General features: G+C 61.9%; 16 protein-coding genes. 3 read left to right on the top strand and 13 right to left on the bottom strand.

What is annotated here, in order from left to right; genetic code table 11:
• Window positions 1-85: 85 nt before the first annotated feature.
• The 9 genes from PM3016_RS01445 to PM3016_RS01410 form a co-directional block, all read right to left on the bottom strand.
• Window positions 86-3,760 carry a sugar-binding protein gene (locus PM3016_RS01445; RefSeq protein ID WP_014368188.1) on the bottom strand — a complete coding sequence of 1,225 codons (3,675 nt, stop codon included), beginning with the start codon at window positions 3,758-3,760 and terminating at the stop codon, window positions 86-88.
• A gap of 373 nt (window positions 3,761-4,133) precedes the next feature.
• Complete coding sequence (locus PM3016_RS39240; protein WP_238540413.1) at window positions 4,134-4,760, bottom strand: helix-turn-helix transcriptional regulator; 627 nt, start codon at window positions 4,758-4,760, stop codon at window positions 4,134-4,136.
• Window positions 4,761-4,774: 14 nt separating this feature from the next.
• Window positions 4,775-5,665: a response regulator gene (locus PM3016_RS39235; protein WP_238540412.1), complete on the bottom strand. Its 891-nt coding sequence runs from the start codon at window positions 5,663-5,665 to the stop codon at window positions 4,775-4,777.
• A gap of 2 nt (window positions 5,666-5,667) precedes the next feature.
• Complete coding sequence (locus PM3016_RS01430; RefSeq protein WP_014368187.1) at window positions 5,668-7,527, bottom strand: cache domain-containing sensor histidine kinase; 1,860 nt, start codon at window positions 7,525-7,527, stop codon at window positions 5,668-5,670.
• A 242-nt stretch (window positions 7,528-7,769) separates the two neighbouring features.
• The gene (locus tag PM3016_RS38365) at window positions 7,770-7,943 is read right to left on the bottom strand and encodes a hypothetical protein (protein ID WP_013914092.1); all 174 of its coding nucleotides are present in this window, start codon (window positions 7,941-7,943) and stop codon (window positions 7,770-7,772) included.
• A 41-nt stretch (window positions 7,944-7,984) separates the two neighbouring features.
• Window positions 7,985-8,503: a hypothetical protein gene (locus PM3016_RS01425; RefSeq protein WP_014368186.1), complete on the bottom strand. Its 519-nt coding sequence runs from the start codon at window positions 8,501-8,503 to the stop codon at window positions 7,985-7,987.
• 12 nt (window positions 8,504-8,515) lie between these two features.
• Window positions 8,516-9,301, bottom strand: coding sequence for a hypothetical protein (locus tag PM3016_RS01420; RefSeq protein ID WP_014368185.1), 786 nt, complete (start codon window positions 9,299-9,301; stop codon window positions 8,516-8,518).
• A gap of 111 nt (window positions 9,302-9,412) precedes the next feature.
• Window positions 9,413-10,171, bottom strand: coding sequence for a GNAT family N-acetyltransferase (locus tag PM3016_RS01415; protein WP_014368184.1), 759 nt, complete (start codon window positions 10,169-10,171; stop codon window positions 9,413-9,415).
• Window positions 10,172-10,293: 122 nt separating this feature from the next.
• Window positions 10,294-11,205: an acyl-ACP desaturase gene (locus tag PM3016_RS01410; RefSeq protein WP_013914088.1), complete on the bottom strand. Its 912-nt coding sequence runs from the start codon at window positions 11,203-11,205 to the stop codon at window positions 10,294-10,296.
• Between the two features lie 237 nt (window positions 11,206-11,442).
• Between PM3016_RS01410 and PM3016_RS01405 the strand changes: the two genes are divergently transcribed.
• Window positions 11,443-11,643, top strand: a complete 201-nt coding sequence (locus tag PM3016_RS01405; RefSeq protein WP_014649098.1) for a cold-shock protein — start codon at window positions 11,443-11,445, stop codon at window positions 11,641-11,643.
• A gap of 89 nt (window positions 11,644-11,732) precedes the next feature.
• Window positions 11,733-11,939 (top strand): cold-shock protein, encoded by a 207-nt coding sequence (locus tag PM3016_RS01400; protein ID WP_014368182.1) that lies wholly within the window; start codon window positions 11,733-11,735, stop codon window positions 11,937-11,939.
• A 102-nt stretch (window positions 11,940-12,041) separates the two neighbouring features.
• Here PM3016_RS01400 and PM3016_RS01395 read toward each other — a convergent pair whose 3' ends face one another.
• Both PM3016_RS01395 and PM3016_RS01390 read right to left on the bottom strand, forming a co-directional pair.
• A complete protein-coding gene (locus PM3016_RS01395; protein ID WP_014368180.1) occupies window positions 12,042-12,503 on the bottom strand; it encodes a YkvA family protein in 462 nt (153 codons plus the stop codon).
• Window positions 12,504-12,929: 426 nt separating this feature from the next.
• A complete protein-coding gene (locus PM3016_RS01390; protein WP_014368179.1) occupies window positions 12,930-13,496 on the bottom strand; it encodes a sigma factor-like helix-turn-helix DNA-binding protein in 567 nt (188 codons plus the stop codon).
• Window positions 13,497-13,686: 190 nt separating this feature from the next.
• On the opposite strand from PM3016_RS01390, the gene uvsE reads away from it, so the two are divergent.
• Window positions 13,687-14,634 carry a UV DNA damage repair endonuclease UvsE gene (uvsE, locus tag PM3016_RS01385; RefSeq protein ID WP_013914083.1) on the top strand — a complete coding sequence of 316 codons (948 nt, stop codon included), beginning with the start codon at window positions 13,687-13,689 and terminating at the stop codon, window positions 14,632-14,634.
• A 58-nt stretch (window positions 14,635-14,692) separates the two neighbouring features.
• On the opposite strand, the gene PM3016_RS01380 is transcribed toward uvsE, so the two are convergent.
• On the bottom strand, window positions 14,693-15,301 hold the full coding sequence (locus tag PM3016_RS01380) for a fumarylacetoacetate hydrolase family protein (RefSeq protein WP_013914082.1): 609 nt from the start codon (window positions 15,299-15,301) through the stop codon (window positions 14,693-14,695).
• A gap of 208 nt (window positions 15,302-15,509) precedes the next feature.
• The gene (locus tag PM3016_RS01375) at window positions 15,510-16,628 is read right to left on the bottom strand and encodes a GIY-YIG nuclease family protein (RefSeq protein ID WP_013914081.1); all 1,119 of its coding nucleotides are present in this window, start codon (window positions 16,626-16,628) and stop codon (window positions 15,510-15,512) included.
• Window positions 16,629-16,782: the final 154 nt, after the last annotated feature.

Below are 16,782 nucleotides of genomic sequence, written 5' to 3'. Positions count from 1 at the left end.
TAATTTCAAAAACCCGCAGGCCCCGGACTTGCGGGACCTGCGGGTTTCATAGGCGTCCGCCCGGGAGCGGACTTCGTCTTCCCGCTTAGGGAAGCGTCAGCACCGCGCCGGTCAGCTGGGCGTTCAGCTGTTTGTGGACGGGCTCGGCCGAGGTGTCCCGGCCCTTCCACACATAGAGCGAGACTGTCGTGAGCTCCTTCAGCAGCAGCCGGACCGTATACGTCTGCCTGCCCGAGACGGCCGTGCCCTGGACGTAAGCCCGGTCTCCGGCGATCACGAGCCAGTCGAACGACTTCACGTACAGCTCCGCCCCGCCGGGCTCCCCGGAGACTCGCAGCGCCCCCGTCAGACCGCCGGCCAGGTCATACGAAACCATGCTGTTCAAGACAAGGGTCCCCGCCGGCTTGCCGAGGAAGGTCCCTCCCGGCACGGTCCCGTTCACGGTCACGCTGTGGCCGGCCACCGGTGCCGCAACGGCCAACGTGCTGCGTACGGGTGCAGGAGCCTTGTAGAGCGGGCCGGCGAGCAGCTCCGCCCGCACTTCATACAGGCCCGGCGGCAGCTGGGCTGCGGCTTCGGCCCGGCCGTCGGCACCGGTAGCGTAGACGCTGTCGGTCACGCCGGCCAGCTCCCGCAGCGTGCCGTCCGGACGCACCTCCGACACGGTGAAGCGCACCGGCAGGCCGGAGAGCGCTCCCGCGCTGCCGTCGTCCGCCTGCACCACCTGCGCGGACAGCACCGCAGGCCGGCGTTCCTTCACATAGGTCTCGCCGGTGTACTGCAGGGCCGCGTCCTCCGGCCGGACCGTCAGCGCGCCTTCGGAAGCGGCCGGCCGGAGATACAAGCCCGCCGCCGGCGTATAGGCCGCCTTCACGGACAGCTGCCCGCTCTCCGGCCCCGTACTGATGCGGTAAGGAAGCACTGCCCGGCCCTGAGCGTCCGTGACCGCGGTGCCCGCCGCCGAGCCGTTCACCTCGAAGCTGAGCTCCGCCCCCGGCACAGGGCCGCCCGAAGACCCGCTGAGCTTCGCCTCCAGCTGCACCTCATCGCTGTACTGCCCGGCGGCCGGGGACAGCTCCAGAGCCGTAGAGCCGTAGACGGCGAACGTCACCGTCTTCTTCGCCGTAATGCCTACGGTGTTCACAGCCTCGACGGTCAGCTCGTGCGAGCCGGGTGCCGTCACCGGCGTGCCGTCGGTCCACGGTGCACCGTCCAGTGTCACCGTCCGGCTCCTTACCCCCGTCGCGTCTTCCACTTCCACGACGGGCAGCACTTCATCCGTATAATCTCCGCCTTCTTCTACACCCGTGATCCGGATGGCCGGAGCCGCCCGCTTGACGAGCGTCGCCTGGCCCCAGTGCCCGCGGTTCGTGCTGTTGGCCGAGGTGCCGTTCCACACCCACTGGCGCTTGCGGGTATTGCCGTCCTCGCTGTCGTCGAAGCCGAAGTCGAACAGGAAGCGTGTATCCGCCTGCCCCTGCAGATTGATGCTGTCCCAGGTCAGCGCCGCCTCCAGCACATAGCCGCTGCCGTCCGGCAGGAGCTTCACCGCCATCTCCACGGGCTTCTGGCGGTTCGTGAAGTACCAGTACCAGAACGGCTGCCCGTTGTTCAGTCCGGCGCTTGCGATCAGCTGCCGGTCGAGGAACAGCGGATCGCCGGGCGTCGTCAGATCCTGGGGACCGAAGAACAGCTCCACCCCGTCCCCTCTCCAGACGTTGATATTCGGATTGTTATTCTTCATCGGGGTCGGGTCCTTGATGACCGCCGTTACGTAGAGCCGGTTCTCATCCCAGGCGAAGGTATATTCGCCCTGCATGCCTTCCCCGCCGGTGCCGTTCACCAGCTGGCCCGGCCCCAGTGTGACCGCCGCCGCATCGCCGGGGAAGCCGTTCACCTCACCGTCGATCGGGATGGGCGCCGGCGTATAAGGGATCTCCATCTTGTTCGTACCCGGCTGTCTCGGCACGTCCCCGAACTCATGCTTGAACGGGACCCGCTGGCCGAGCAGCACCGGATAGATGTCCTTGTTCGACGCCATGACTCCTTCGAGGAACGGCTTATAGGGGCGGTCGGCCACATTCAGCAGACCGAAGTTATACCGTTCCCCGGTGGTGCCTTCGGCCCACCGGCCGGTGGCCGCCTGATCCAGGTAGGCGAACCAGTGGACGCCTACGATATAGCCGAGCGAGGCGGCGCCTTCCACATAGTTGCGGTAGCGCAGCATCCGTTCGTTCTGGTCGGCGACGAGCATCTGGGTCGGCGCCCCGAGTCCCTGCTCGCTGCTTCCGTACCCGATCTCGGTGAGCATGATAGGCTTGCCGCCGGAGGCCTGATGAATGTGGTTCAGCATGACCGTATCGAGATTCTTGGAATAATGGTTAATGGAAATGACGTCCAGGTGCCGGCCCGCCGCCTCCGCCAGGAAGCCGCGCACCTTCACATTATTCACGGGCAGGGTCAGCCACCGGTCGCCGATCAGCAGGTGGTTCGGGTCATACTTGCGGAACACCCGGGATACTGTTCCGAAGAACGTATCGAGATACAGCTTCACGAAGTCGTCGACATCGTACTGGGCCTGCTGCGAATCAATATACAGCGGAGCGTCGATGAGCGCCGTGAAGCTGGCATAGGTGCCGTTCCAGGCGGCATTGAACGCCTCGATCGTCCCGTACTTCTCCTGCAGCATCTGCACGAGCCTGCGCTTGGCCGCCACCTCGCTGCCCTTCATCTTGGGCAGATCCGGAGCCAGCTTGTGATAGTAGCTCTCATTGCCGAAGAAATAGCCGATGATATACGGGTTGTTCTTGTGCTCCGTCAGCAACGGGCCCAGCGCCGCATCGAGCTTCGCCTCCGCCCCGTCCACGAAGATGTCGAAGAACTTCAGCCCGTTCACCTTGGCCCACGCCATGTCGCTCAGCGGCAGGAAGGGCACGTGCGGGACGCTGAACTCCCGCGACAGATTGACCGGGGTCCAGCCGGCGGCCGTATTGAAGCCCCACTTCCGTATGCGCTGGATGCCCTCGGTATACAGACTCCTCGAGGTGTAGGGCTGGCCTGTCTTGCGGATGCGGTTGGCCAGGTAGTACGAGAAGTTATCCTTCGTATTCAGGAATGCCGACTTGTACTCGCTCTCGTAGGGCGGAATCCACTCATAGATCCCCTCCCGGCCTGTGACCACCGTATACGTATCCGTAGGGGCGATCCCGTTGACCCCCAGGCTGAAGAACAGATTGCCCTCCGGCGTTACCATCACCTTCCGTCCGGCGGCTTCCTGGATGCTGTAGAAGCCTGTAGCATTCAAGCCATACTGCTCCCGGCTGCCCTTCAGCCCCCCGTAGGGGTCCCAATCCGGCGCCTGCAGCGCGCCGTAATACGCCGCATCCGCCGCCACATCCTCCAGCAGCTGGCTCTCACTGGTCACCTTCTCCGGGAAGGTGGCCGAGACCCACTGCCCGAAGCGGTCCACCTGCACCGCTGTAGCGAGCGCCTGGGTTTCTGTTTCTGCCGTGCCGGCGGAACCGCCAGCATCGGCCGCAAGCCGCGGAACCGCCTCCCCGGACGCTGGAGCACCTCCTTGAGCCGTACCGTTTACCGCCGCTTCGCCGGCAGCTCCGGCACCTGAATATGTAACCGTTTTCAATTGTGGGGCTGACACACCGCCCGAACCTCCTGCAGTACCCGCTGCGTTCGAAACCCCTATGCCCGAAAACAGCAGCACCCCCGCACAGCCCCCGCTCAGCAGCCTACGAACGTTCATCGTTATCCCTCCTTATGGCTCGCCTGCCGTAACCCTTCGCACCTCTGCGCTCCCCTCCCGCCACGCGGTTTAAGCCGCACACCTTGATGTGCCGGCTTCGGCATCCCCTATTGTAGTGCCTCCCCCCCGCACGAATCCTTGAATATCTAGCCATAATTCTGTAATTTGCTGTGTTTGTACAGGCAGGCGCGTGCTGCAATTTGCAGGGAAGCCGGGATGTCCGGATACGGCAAAAAGGAGCCGGCACCCTCGTGCGGCTCCTTCCTATGGCTGTGCTTGGGGATCAACGTGAACGGGTTTGAGCGGGGCTGGACGTGCTTCATCCACCCCTTTTTTCCCAGGCTCCTCGGGCGCTCAGGCCGGCGTTCGTGCCTTACCGGTGCCTCTTGCGGAATTCGGTGGGAGAGATCTTCTGGGTGGTGCGGAAGACGTTCGTAAAATAATTAGGGTCATCGTAGCCGACCGCGGCCGCTACCTCGAAGATCTTCATATCGGTGTTGCTCAGGAGCAGCTTCGCCTTCTCCATCCTCACTTTCGTGACATAGTTCGTGAACGTGTCCCCCGTCTCCCGCTTGAACACCTTGGAGAAATAGGTGCCGCTCATGTGCAGCTTCTCGGCCACTTCGGCGAGCGAGCACGATTCCATGTAATGCTCTTCGACATAGGCCATTGTCTTCGTCACCAGATTCCGGTTCTTGTCTTCCTGCCAGGCCGCGAACTGGGCGAGGAACCGCTCCGCCCGCTCCTGCGCGAAGGCCACGATCGCCCCCGTATCGGCCAGTGCCGGCAGCGACTCAATCGGCACCGCGACATCGAAGCGGGCCTCTTCTCCCCCGAAGAGGCGGGAGACCGTGCGGCCGAGGGCCATCACGAACGACAGGGTCTCGATCCTCGCATCCTCAGGCGGCATGGACGGGAGCCGGCCGAGCATCGCCTCGATCTGCTCCTTGACCTGCGCCATCTGCCCGAGCACCAGCCGGGTCTCGAGCTCCGTCTGCATCTCCCGGATCCTCGTCACGTTCGCGGCGGGCAGCCGGGGGGCCGGGGCTCTGCAGCCGGCACCGCACGCTGCTCTTCCGCTCCCCGGTAGAGGCCGCTCCAGCCTTCGGGCTCCCCGGCCGGTCCGCACCGGTGCGCCGTCACCGCCAGCCCCAGATAGGTTCGGCAGGCCTCCGCAATCCGCTGCTCCAGCCCCCGGGCCGGCTCCTCCTCCACAAGTTCCGTGAAGAGGGCGAACCGGTCGTGGCGGACCGAGACGAGCCTTCCGTGATAAGGAGGGCACTCGGCCAGCTCGGTGATCATGTTGAAGAGGGCGAACTGCAGAAGTCCCAGGTCTGCACGGCGGTACGCTTTGCCCGGCGGAAAATACGACTCGACGCGGAGCAGGACCAGCTCCTTCCCCGCATAGGCCGCCCCTGCCCGCTGAGCAAGCCGGTCGTCACAGGGGAGACCAAGCAGCAGCGAGCGCACCACATGCTCTTCGAGCGCACGCCGGTCGGCCGCCTGCCGCTGGGCCCGCAGCATGCCTTCCCGGAAGTGCTCGTAAGCACGCCCCAGCACTTCGATCAGGGTTTGCTCGTTGCAGGGCTTGAGCAGGAAGTCGATCGCCCCGAACTTCAGCGCCGCCTGAGCGTACTTGAAATCCTCATACCCGGTCAGGATGATGACCGCCGTCTCCTTGTGGTGCCTGTGTACATACTCGGCCAGCTCGAGTCCATCCATGTGGGGCATGCGGATGTCCGTCAGAATGAGATGGGGCTGAAGCGCCGCGATCTGCTCGACCGCCTCCCGTCCGTTCTCCGCTTCCCCCGCCACCTGCCAGCCAAGCTCGTGCTCCCCGATCATCTTGGCGATGCCTTGACGGAAGATCGCCTGGTCATCGACAATGAGCAGCTTTCCGATCATCTTCATCCCTCCCCTGTCGTAGAGCAGCCTGCTTCTCCCGGCCTCTTGGGCCTCCCGTCACCGCACGGCGCCTCTGCAGCTCCGTATTCCACACCTTCCCAGGCCTCTGCCCCTTCCCCGCCCCGGTACCTCAGAGGCAGCCGCAGCCGGACCTGCGTCCCCCGCCCCGGGCTGCTCTCGATGCCGAGCCCATAGGGCTCTCCGTACAGGAGGTCGATGCGCCGCAGCACGCTGCGGATGCCGATCGACGGCCGCACGCCTTCTTCTTCGGACACAGGGCGGAGGAGGCGGACGATCTGCCCCTCCTCCATGCCTGCCCCATTGTCGGCAATGTCCACGACCAGCACCTGCCCTTCGGCGTAGGCACGCACCGACAGGCGCTTGTCTTCCGGCCCGCTCAGGAACGCGTGCACGAACACGTTCTCGACCAGCGGCTGCAGGAGCAGCCGCGGCACGGCACAGGCAAGCACCGTCTCCTCCGCCTCGATCTCCGCTTCGAACCGGCTTTCGACGAACGCCTTCTGGATCTCCACATAGTTGCGGATCTGCCGCAGTTCTTCCCGCAGCTCCGTATCCGTACTCGCCCGCTCGAGCGAGTAGCGCAGCAGACCCGAGAGGGCGGAGACCAGCTCCGCGGATTCCCGGTCATCCTTCACGTACAGCTTCCAATACAGGCCATTCAGGGTGTTGTACAAAAAATGCGGGTTGAGCTGCGCCTGGATCGCCTTCAGCTCCGCCTCCCGTTCGCTGAGCTGCCGCAGGTATACCTCCTCGATCAGCGAGCGGACATTGGCCGCCATCGTGTTGAATCCCTCGCCGATGAAGGCGAGCTCATCATGGGTACGCGGCTGGATGCGCACGTTGAAGTCGCCTTCGCGCATGGCCCTCATTGCCTTCACCAGGTCCTTCAGGGGCCGGGTCAGCCGGCCGCTGAGCAGCACGATCAGCATCCCGCCGAGCAGGATGGCGACAAGCGCTGACACGAGAGCCATCTGCAGCGTGACGCGGCTCTTATCCTGCAGGGCCGCAAGCGACACCCGGGAGACCAGCGTCCAGTTGTAGGTCGCCGAGGAGTGCACCGCATAGAGGTAGCTTTCACCGCCTTCCTTGCGGATCCGCTGGCCGCCCTCGAGCTCCGCCAGCGCCGGCTCCGTGCCGGAGGTCTCCTTGAGATAGAGGAGGCGGTCCTGCGCGTCGTAGAGATAGATGCCTCCCCGGTCGCCGCGGAACAGCTCCTGCAGCGGGCTGCCGAGCAGCGACTCGTCAAGCACCATGACCAGCAGCCCGTAGGTGCCGAGCGACTTGCTGCGCAGCCACCGCGCCGCTATGACCGCATCCGAGTACCCGGCCCGCTCCACATAGCTCGGCACCCGGACCCGCGTCCACACGAGCTCTCCGCTGGAGGCGCCCGCCCGCGATTTGATCTGCTGGAACACCTCCGGGTCCAGGCTGCCCAGGGTCTCTTTCATGTGGCCGAAGTAATAATTGCGACCTTCCAGATCATAAATGTACAGGGAATCGATGAACGGGGCGTCGAGCTTCACCTGCCGCAGCAGATCCTCGAGACGGCTGTGCGTCTCGTATTCCCCGATGTCCCCCTGAACCCGTCCGTGCATCAACTCGGTAACCGCTTTCTCGATGAGGCTGTTGAACACGATGTAATTCGAAATCCGGTACATCTCCCCGATCCGCAGCTCGAGATGGGACAGCGCCCCTTCGACGTTTTTCTCATACTGCCTCCCCACTTCCTCTTCGAACAGCCGCAGCTGGTTGATATACGAGAGATACCCCGATAGGCCGCACGAGAGAAGAATAATGACCGACAGTCCTGCAATCATCTTGAGCTGGAAACTGAGCTTCATGCGTTCCTCCTGGCGCTCGGGTATATCTTTTTGCGCTCCGCCCCGCTTCGCACAAAGGCCGCTTCCAAAAAGATACATCCTCGCTAGTAAGCTGTAATTCAATCTTATTCCAGAGATGTGCATTAAATCCTTCCTCCCCCGGAAGCTTCTCAGTTGAGAACAGCCGGGCACCGCCATCCCGGCACAGCGCAGACAAACAAAAAAACCATAGACGCAAGTCCATGGTTTTCTCCCGGAGTCTCCTAGGATTCGATGATTTCGTCGAGCTCCGAATCTTCGCGGTTCGCTGCCGCCAGCACTTCCTGGTCGGTTTCGCTTTCGCCCTGGATCTGAACGGCGGCCTGCGCCTGGTTGTTCAGCTGCTCTTCCGTTTGGCCGATGCCGTGGGCGCCTTGATGATTGCGGCTGGTTGCCATAGGTGGTGCCTCCTCTGTACCATTTTTTCACAGCCCTCATACTATGCGCCGGACCCGGCCGATTTATGCCTGCCGGCCTCCCGCTCCTCCGGCTCCCCTTCGTCCTCCGCCTCTCCTACCGTGAGGGCATGATGCTTCCACATCACCTCCGCCACCTGGGGAACCTGCTGTCGGCTGCATCGCACAATCACCGTTACCTCCGGCAGCCGGGGGGCCCGCAGGGGAGAAAGCTGGCCGGAGCTGGCCGTATACTTCCGGTACAAGCCCTGCCCGAGAAAAAAGCCGCCGACCGCTGCGATGATTCCGCAGATGATCGGCCCGGGCTCCAGGACGAACCCTGCGCTGATCCCGAGCACGCTGAACGCTGTAGCGCAGGCCATGCCGACTTCGAAGGATTTGGCCGACAGATCGGATGGCTGGCCCGAATACTTGAAGGGTCCCTGCGGGGTGACGGCCATCGGGACGGCCAGAATACAGCGCTGCGGAACGCCCTGATATTCGAGCTGAAGGAGCGCCTGCTCCAGCTCTACCCGGTGTTCGAATGTGCCGATGACAAGCACCCTCGCTCCCCCTTAAGGCAAAATTTTGAAGCCGGCCGCAGGATAGCGCTCCTTCAAATACTGGCGCTGTTCGACCCGAAACAGACGGTTGTGCTCTACAGCCGTAACGTATGCATGATAGATCGAGCCGCACATCACCGACGGCATGAACAGAAGCCAGTGCGGCCTCAGCATGGCGGCCGACTCGGCCGGATGGCCGAGAAGCAGCGCGAGCAGACTTGCATGGAGATTGGATAAGTACAGATACACCCACCACCAGATCATCGCATAGAAGGCGAGTCCCACGCGGTGATTGTACAGCTGGCCGAGACCCGGGAAGAAGAAGGAGGCAGCCGCAGCCGCCCGCGGGCTCTTGCGCTCAAGATACTGGATCGTGACCGGGCGCAGCACCATCGCCTGGAGCCGGGCGTTCTCGATCTCCGCCAGTTCGCACTGCCGGTTGGTCTCCAGGGTCGAACGGTAGCTGTCCCAGATCGCATAGAGATAGATCACGCAGTATCCATAGAGCCAGACGGGATCCAGCACCTCACGCGCCATGAGGTATCTCCCGCTGAAGGAGTAGACGATGGCCTCGTTGATATGGGCCAGCGTGTTCGTGAACACCTCCGACAGCGTCAGCAGCACGCCCCGGATATACTGCTGGAGCAGCAGGTGGCCGAAGCCCGGAAAAGCCGCCGACCACCAGGCTACGATATAGGGATTCTGCCGCTGCAGGCTCGTTACGCCGAAGCTGCTGAGCAGGGCCAGAAGCCGGCGGGGCCGGCCGGCGCTCTCCATGACTCCGTCCTTGGATGGCATGCGGACCTCTCCTTCCCAGCCTCTTCTGCCATAGTATGGCGGCCTCTGCGCTCTTCCATTCATCTCCACCCCTGGCACGCGCATGCACTCGCCTCCAGGGCTGCCTGCCGCCTAGTCCCGAACCTCCTGCTTCACCCGGTACCACTGCCTGAACCTTTCGGTGAATCCGAGCTTGGCATAGAGCCTTACGGCCGGCTCGTTCTCCGCAAGCACCTGCAGGAAGGCCCCCCGGGCTCCGCGCTCCCTGCCCCAGTGCAGCAGGTGCAGGATTAATGCTTCCCCGTACCCCCGGCGCCGGTAGGCCGGCCCGGTTACGATGTCGAACAGCCCCGCCTCCCCGCCGTGAAGCACGGATAACCCGCAGGCGGCGGTTTCGCCGTTCACCTTCAGGGCGGCGAAGCAGCAGTCCGACAGCGGCTGTGCGAACAACCGGCGAATCGTCTCCTTATGGGGCGCATGGCTTGGGCTCATCGCGAGGAAGGAGGAGAGCCACTCCTTCGTCAAGCCCGGCGACAGCTCGATCTCCCCGTGGGCGGGCTGCGGCAGGTCGTTCTCCCCGAAGCGCAGTGTCTGGATGCTCACCGGCTCCACCAGCGCGTACCCCCGCTTCTCAAGCTCCGCGTCCAGCCCCGCCGGTTCGGATGCCTCGGTCATTTTGAAGATAACAGGCAGCTCCAGCCGACGGTAGAACGCCTCGGCCTCCCGGATTTTCTGCCCGAGCGGCAGGTGGGCCGGATACAGCGGCTGGACCGAGTTGGCCCGCTTCGTATAACCGTCCGCCCAGCGCAACAGCCAGCCGTCCACCGCCTGGGTCTGCAGGCACGGCCAGGCATTCATCGCCCATTCCTCATAGTACCGGATCTCGCTCATGGTTCTTTTCCTCCCCAAGTACGTTCAATCCCTTTCTCTCTATGCCAAAAACCCCCCTGCTCCCCACGGTTGATGTCGGGAACAAGAGGGTACGCTGCGGCTCAGCGAATGACGGCGGTCGGTTACTTCATCCCTCTGGCGGCCAGACGGGCACTGATCCGCTTCAACTTGCCATGGTACTCGAGCAGGTCGAGGCGGGCATTCTCCGCTTCGGTGCGGCTCGGCTTTATATCCTGGATGCCCCACACCTGAATAAGGTGGTCGAACACCTGGTTGAAATAGGATACCGGCCCATAGCCGGCTTCCTGGGCGATGACATCCATCCGTTCCTTGAACATGGGCATGTCCCGTCCGGGCATGGCGAAGCTCGTCATGGCCTTGTGAATATAGTATACGAAGTTGTGGTCCTGGCCGAGATAACCCTTGACTACATCGCGGTAGAAAGCGAAATGAAGGGACTCGTCCTTCGCGAGACGGCGAAGCAGCGAGGCCAGGTTCTTGTCGTACGGACCGGCCGACTTCGCGACATTATTGTAGAACACCATGGTCGCCAGTTCCTGCACAGCCGTGTACACCATGGTCTCCATGGCCGTATCGAAGTCCGGCACGAAGCCGCCTTCCACTACGGTCTTGCGCAGCTGGTGCAGTGCCGCCGGGTCGGCGTTGCGGGTAATGATCAGGTAAGTCTCGAGAAGCGAAGAGTGCTGATCCTCCTCGGATACCCAGGTATGTACGAAATCCTGAAGCACCTTCAGCGATCCTTTGAATGTAACAGCCAGATGATGATAGAAGAAGGGCAGGTTGACTTCGGTCAGCAATGACGTTTCAACAGCCAGGTAGATCGGATCGGGCAGCGTCCGCTGATCGATCGACCAGGGATGCTCTTTGAAGCTTCGTCCGAGCTCCCAAGGGATAAATTCATGATAGCTCCAATCGATCGCTGCCGCCCGGGTGCGGTGCAGTCTATATAATTCGGTCAGATACGGCTCCAACCGGAGATCGATCTCGTTTAACTTATAGTTTTGCGCTGGCATCTGGAAGCCTCCTCATCACACAAACTTTACAGGGAATACGCTGTATAGTCAATCCGTACCTTATTGTTTCCAGAATCAGGATCTGGTATAATAAAGTATCGCGTATAAATTGCCGGGAATCTACATAGAGTAATGGGTAATGACATCACATACATGTTTGCCCGTTATGTCATGTAGATTTTTTTATTTCACGGCGGTATACGCACATTTAGCAGAACGTTGGAGGGAATGGCGGTCATGGAAACAGGAACAGTGAAATGGTTTAACGCGGAAAAAGGATTTGGCTTCATCGAAGTGGAAGGCGGCAAGGACGTATTCGTTCACTTCAGCGCCATTCAAGGAGAAGGCTACAAATCCCTGGACGAAGGCCAGCGCGTACAGTTCGATGTGGTTCAAGGCAACCGCGGACCACAAGCCGAGAATGTAGTCAAGCTGTAATTCGCCCGCATCCATAAAAGAACTGTCCCTCCCGGGCAGTTCTTTTCGATTGAACTGGATTGAATAACCATACCACGGAGGGACATTACATGTATTTTTCCAAACGAACCATGGAACCGGCCCCACAAGAAGAAACACCTGTCTGGACCTGCAGCAAAGAAGGATGCAACAGCTGGATGCGTGATAACTTCGCTTTCGAAGAACAGCCGTATTGTCCCCTGTGCAGTTCGGTCATGGTTCAGAATACGAAGATGCTTCCCGTCCTGGTAAACCACTTTACCAATGCCAAAAAGTAACTCCACATAAAGCGGAGAAGACCTTCGCATGAAAAGAGCACGGCCCCTCGGGGCCGTGCTCTTTTGGCGTCCCGCCCTGCTGTCGTCCCTGCAGATCCTGCATTATGGCTGCCGTACTTCCTGAGCTGGGCTGTTCATCACGGTGCTCTTCGGCTGTCCGTCCTCTTCCGTCCCTCCGAACAGATCGTCGACCTTCTCTTTCGCCTGGCGTTTCACCTCATCGTCGATGGCCTCGCTGACCGACTTGATCGCCAGTGCCAAGGCCCCCCAGTCGTCGAGGAAACCCATGCCGATCACGAAATCCGGAATGAGATCGACCGGAAGGATCAGATAGCCGAGCGCCCCGTAGATCTGCATTTTGGCACGGGTCGGCGTCTTCGGGCTATTCAGCGCATAGTAGAGCAGCAGCCCGGCATGCACTACGACCTCACCGGCCTGCTTGGCGTACTTCTTGATCTTGGACCAGAAGCCCTCTTCCGAGTAATGCTTCTCATACTTCGTCATATTGTCCCCGATCGCCTTCTCCTGCTCCGGGCTCAGCCCCTGCTTTGGATTAGCTTCCATACTTGTCCCACCCCCATCTTAGATTCGTACCTTTTATTACACCGCCGGGAACCAATCGAACCGAATCCGGAGGAGTACCAGGAAAGATAGCCGGGGAGAAAAGCAGCACGAACTGCGGCAGCGGAGACGCAAAGGCGGTCCGCCCTGCCGCGCAGGGGAACGGCCGGCGCCGACAGGAGATTGCTGCCTGTCCGTTCGGCAGCATGGCCCACCCCACCTGCGCTTAGGCGAAGAGGCCTTCAGCGGAGGCTGCACGCGGACCGGACGCACCGCCCATCCGCGGAGACGTCCCCATGCAACACAGCGGGACGCTCCTTCGCCGGGCTTCTTGAGCAGCACAGCACGCCGCAGCAGATAAGAGCGAGTCGCTCCGCCGACTGCACGCTGCCAAGCCGAGCGTATACGGGCAGGCCCGTTCACGGGCGCTTACTCCGCCATGGCCGACGCCCATCCCCGCGGCAGGCGGCGGGCCGCCAAGCTCCGGCATACCGCCGCAAGCGAAGCGCTGTCCCAGCGGCGTTCCGTCCGCCGCAGCCGCACGCGCACCGCGTTCAGCGTCAGGTTCACGGCCCGGGCGATCTCCGCCTCGCCGAGGCCGCCCAGCTCGCGCAGCAGGAACAGGCCCCGGTCCTGCTCCTGTACGCGGCCGAGCGCCTCATACGGCGCAGCCCCTCCGGGAAGCACGGCCTCCGCCGCCTCTGCTCGGGACATGGACCAGCCGGGCAGGCCTTCCTTTCGCCGCATCCTCAGCGCCTCCCGCCGGGCCTGAAGGTACAGCCAACGGCCAGCCTCATGCGGCGGCGGAAGCTCCGCCTTCTTCCGGGCTGCATTCGCAAGCGCGGCACGTACAGCCGCCCTTCCGGCAGGCCAGTCGCCCGTCACGTTCACCGCCGCACTGAGCGCGGTGTTGGCATATCTTTCGGCCAGTACGGCATACCCGTCCGGCAGCCGGCAGGCTCCGGCCCGCGGGTCGCCCGGAAACCGGTGGTCCATGCGGCTTCCCCCCTTTGGATTCGCACCTTTCGTATTCTCCTCGCCCTCTGTTTGGGCACCAGTTACGGATTACATACCCTCCGTATCGCCTGGCCTAATCAAATACCCGGGTGAGGGAGCCCCTTTTGAGTTAAATTACTAATAACATATGGCTAAAGTTCTGCAGTGCAGCAGCGGAAGGAGCACCCTCATGGAGATCCGGATCGGCTACGTCTCAATGGCGCTTGCCATCTTCAATAACACCCCCAGCTCCACCTTCACCTACAAGCTGTTCTCCCAGCGGCCCCGGGAGGAGGCCATGCAGCGGGCGATCGAGGTCGGCCGCAAGAACCTCGAGGCGACGCGGCGCATTCTCTATTACAACGCGGCCCACGGGATCCGGCTCTTCCGTCTCTCCTCCTCCCTCATCCCGCTGGCCACCCACCCGGAAGTCCTGATCGATGTGGGGGAAGTGTACAAGAAGGAGCTGGCGGAGCTCGGCGGGTTCGCCCGCCGCCATGACATCCGCCTCTCCATGCATCCCAACCAGTTCACCCTTCTGAACGGCAAAGATCCGGTCGTGGAAGCGGCCATCCGCGACCTCGAATACCATGCGGCCCTGCTGGACGGCATGGGTCTGGACGATTCGGCGGTGATCAACATTCACGTGGGCGGGGTTTACGGGGACAAGGCCTCCGCCATGGAACGCCTGTATGAGAAATTTCCGGAAGTGCCTGCTCCTGTGGCGGCGCGGATGACCTTCGAGAATGATGACAAAACCTACACCCTCCTGGAGACGCTGGAGGTCTGTGAACGGCTCGGCCGCCCGATGATGCTCGACCTTCACCACGACTGGTGCAACCCCTCCGGCACGGATCCGCTGGACGTTCTCGGGAGAATCCGTGCCACGTGGGGCGGGCGTCCGATGAAGATTCATGTCTCCTCCCCGAAAGAGGAGAAAGACTTCCGCTCCCATGCCGACTATATTAACCCGGAGCCGCTGGCCGCCTTCCTTCGCGGCTGCCGGGAGGCGGGGATGGAACGGATCGACGTCATGGTCGAAGCCAAGATGAAAGACCTGGCCGCCCTTCGTCTGGCTGAGGATCTGGGCAAGATCCGGGGCCTGAAGCGGACGGACGGCGGTATGCTGAAGTGGTAAGAAGGGCTTATAATTATCCATAGGTCAATTCAAGGCAGAAAAAAAGAGCCTTGACGAATCAAGGCTCCACCACGACGGTATGACTTAGCGTGCCGAGCTGCGGACTGCGGAGCTCGATCCGATCTCCCGGCTGGCACACCTGCGGGTTCGCCGGCGTACCGGACAAGATGACGTCTCCCCTGCGGAGCGTCATGATCCGGGAGAGATGGGCGACCTGCCACAGAGGCGCAAAGAGCATCTCCGACGTATGCCCCTGCTGGATCCGCTGACCGTTCACCCACAGCTCGAGCTCCACATCCGAAGGATCGCGGAGCTCCACCATCGGTCCGATCGGGGTCATTTCATCATACATCTTCAAGCGACCGTCACCAAAATGGTCGGCTGCCGTCATGTCGTTGGCGATGGCATAGCCGGCGATGACCGATGCGGCCTCATCTTCGCTGACATTCTTCGCATCCCGGCCGATAATGACCGCCATCTCGACTTCGCAGATGAACGCCCCCATCTCCCGGGATACCCGAACGGTATCGCCGAAGGTAAGACTCTCGGGCGATTTCAGCGACAGGGACAGCTCCCCGTCATTGGTTATCCCCTTCTCTTCCCGGAACGCCCGGAAATTCGGGCCGATACAAATAACCTTTCTCGTTACGTCACGTCCGTAGATCACTTGGCTGGCACCTCTTTATCGGTAAGATGACTGCCGCTCTATTGTATGCCTGGAACGTCCCCGCAGACAAGCAGGAAACGGCCACTTTACCAATGGATGTGCGGATTTGGATGCCCGGGGCTGACAGCAAAAAGCCGGCCCTTCGACAAAGGCCGGCCGGAATGAATAAGGTATAAGGGCTGTAACAGTAACACAGGCATCAAAGCTGCTAACATCCCTGCAGCTCCCGCTGCAGGCGGTACTCGTAATTCTCCTTGCACAGCTGCAGCAGCTCGTACTTCAGTCCCCGCTTCGGCTGCGTAATCTTGACCGGCGGGCCGCCCCCCCGGTGGAGCAGCGAGCGCACCATGCGGGGGTCGCAGATCCGGTTGACGATGAGCTCGTGAGGCCGCTCCGCCGAATAGCGGGAGACGAGGAACCTGTCACAGGCGGCATCGCCCAGCCCCTGATCCAGCGGAAGCAGGTCGAAGTCCCGGAGCATGCCCTCCTGTACTTTGCCGACGAGAACGCGCTCTTCGCCGAAATACAGCACATCCTGATCGACCAGGGCTTCGCGGTCGACAATCTGCTTGGCGGGCATCTGCTCGAGCACCCGGATATGCCGCAGCATGGAGGCGGCCTCTTCGAATTGAAGCCGCTCCGCATAATATTCCATCTTGCCGTACATGGCGGCGATCAGATCATCTCCGTGGCGCAGCAGCAGCTCAGCGGCCTGGCGGGCCGTTTCTCGGTATTCCTCCTCGGAGATCTTCCCTTCGCAGACGCCGCTGCAGCGCCCGATATGGTAGAGCAGGCAGACGCGCTTCGGCATCGTGGTGCAGGTCCGCAGACGGTAGTGGTCGGCGACGAACTCCATGACCGCATTGCGAAAGCGCGAGCTCCGGTAGGGGCCGAAGCGCTGCTCCTTATCCGGTGTCTCCGGCTTCTTCTCTCCGGAAGCGGCCGATGCCGCACGGACGGCCGAGGGCCGTCGGTCGCGGTAGTACACGTCCAGACGGGGCAGCCGCTCAGCCGTCATGTGCAGATAAGCGTACCCGGAGTTGTCCTTCTTCAGCGCACGGTTGAACGGCGGCTTGTGGATCTTGATCAGGTTATTTTCGAGCAGCAGGCTCTCCGCCTCGTTGTTGACGAGCATGACTTCAATCGAAGCAATCTCCTCGACGAGCTGGCGCAGCCTCTTGCGCTTGTGGTTGGTCTGGAAGTAGGAGCGCAGACGGCTCCGCAGATTCTTGGACTTGCCGACATACAATATGCGCCCCGCCTCATTCTTCATGATGTAGCAGCCGGGACGTTCGGGATAGACAGCGGCCTGGAAGACGAACGGCATCGTAGGATCCCCCTGTTCCTTCTCGGGTGTGCACTTAGCTTGGGATGATGGACGGCGACTGGCGGCGAACGGAGGTTCGCGCTTCCTTATTGTACAATGGCCTCCGAAAATATTCCAGACCGTTCGACGAACTGTCACCGGGAGAAGCTTTGAA

The organism is Paenibacillus mucilaginosus 3016 (assembly GCF_000250655.1).
In the GTDB taxonomy this organism is placed as follows: Bacteria; Bacillota; Bacilli; order Paenibacillales; family NBRC-103111; genus Paenibacillus_G; species Paenibacillus_G mucilaginosus.
This window is presented reverse-complemented; position numbering and strand designations above follow the sequence as displayed.